General features: G+C 55.3%; 1 protein-coding gene. It reads right to left on the bottom strand.

Features of this window, described 5'->3' with window-relative positions:
• Positions 1-226 precede the first annotated feature (226 nt).
• Positions 227-1504, bottom strand: a complete 1278-nt coding sequence (fahA, locus tag A8O25_RS22255; RefSeq protein WP_193788628.1) for a fumarylacetoacetase — start codon at positions 1502-1504, stop codon at positions 227-229.
• Positions 1505-1713 lie beyond the last annotated feature (209 nt).

Here is a 1713-nt window from a genome sequence, read left to right as displayed (position 1 = left end):
TTCGGCCAATGTTTGGACGAAACAGGCGAAAACAGAAAATCCCGGAATGCGGACACAAGCGGACGCTTGCGCCATAAAGTGCCGTCAAGTGGCGTTTCTTGCCTTTTTTGTCATGCTGGAAGAATCTTAGGGAACGGGTGGCGAACGGTCATCAAATATGAACAAAGCTTTTCTAGCTCGCCCGCAAGTTCCTTTCAGGATGACAACTTAAAAAGGGAATATAGGTTTACAAAGCTGGCAGAATCTCGGCGCGTACTTCGCCGAAACCAATGCGCACGCCATTTCTTTCGGCGTAGCCGCGCATGGTGACCACGTCCCCATCATGTAAAAACTTGCGTTCAGAGCCGTCTGGCAGTTGCAGTGGTTTGGTGCCGCGCCAGGTGAGTTCCAGCATGGAGCCGTACGAGTCTGGCGTAGGGCCGCTGATGGTACCGGAGGCGTACATATCACCCACTTCAATGTTGCAGCCGTTCACGGTGTGGTGCGCCAGCTGCTGGTTCATGTTCCAGTACAGGTGCTTGTAATTGGAGCGGCAAATTACCTGCTCCTGCGGCAGCGTGGGCGATTGCAGCGTCACTTCCAGATTGATATCTAAGTTCTTGTTGCCTTCAAACTCCAGGTACGGCAGCACCTTGGGGTCTTGCACCGGCCCCGGCACCCTGAACGGTTCCAGCGCATCTAGCGTCACCACCCACGGCGAAACCGATGAGGCGAAATTCTTGGCCAGAAACGGCCCCAGCGGCACATATTCCCAGGCCTGAATGTCACGGGCGCTCCAGTCATTGAAGAGCACCAGCCCGAAGATGTATTCCTCGGCCTCTTTGGTGGTGAGGGAGGTGCCCAGCTGGGTGGGTTGCCCGGTGATAAACGCCATTTCCAGCTCAAAATCCAGCTGTTTGGTAGGGCCGAAGGTGGGGGCATCCGCATCGGCGGGTTTGGCCTGGCCTTTGGGCCTTCTCACGGGCACGCCCGAAGGAATGATAGACGAGGCACGGCCGTGGTAGCCTACCGGCAGGTGTTTCCAGTTGGGCAGCAGCGCGTTGGCCGGGTCTCTAAACATGGTGCCCACGTTGGTGGCATGCTCTATGCTGGAGTAGAAATCTGTGTAGTTGGGCACCCGCACGGGCATCAGCATCTGCACCTCCTTTTGCTTGAGCAGGCACTCGGCCATGAGCGAGCGGTTGTCCCTGATTTCGGGGTTGTCATTGCGCAGCAGCTCAGAAATACGCCCGCGCACCTGCCGCCAGATATCCCGGCCCAAGGCCATGAAGTCATTCAAATAAGGACGGTGGAACACGGTGGGGTCCACAATGTCCAGCATGTCAAAGAGGCGGTGCTGCGTGAGCACGTACACGTCCAGCACGTATTCGCCAATGGCCACCCCCACCCGCGCGTCACGGTCCGGGGCCTGAAAAATCCCGAAGGGCAGGTTCTGGATAGGAAAGTGGCACTCAGGGGAAATCTGTATCCAGGAATGCAGCGAAGGGTCGTTGGTTTTCAGCATAGGTCACGCAGGTAGGTTGGTCAACAAAGATAAAAATCTATACGGGAAATGAACGGGTGATTGTTTGGGTAGGATTTTCAGGATACGGGTTGATTTTCAGCATTAGGTTGATTTGTGCTTTTTCTGCCCAGCCCCGTTTATCACTTTGGTTTCGAACCAAAAGCAGGTAACAAAAAACGCGAAATACGGCTGGTTCCGTTCCCTTCCCT

Origin of the sequence: Rufibacter ruber (assembly GCF_001647275.1) — a bacterium.
Lineage (GTDB): Bacteria > Bacteroidota > Bacteroidia > Cytophagales > Hymenobacteraceae > Nibribacter > Nibribacter ruber_C.
The sequence above is the reverse complement of the archived record's forward strand: the minus strand, read 5'-3'. Positions and strand labels throughout refer to the sequence as shown.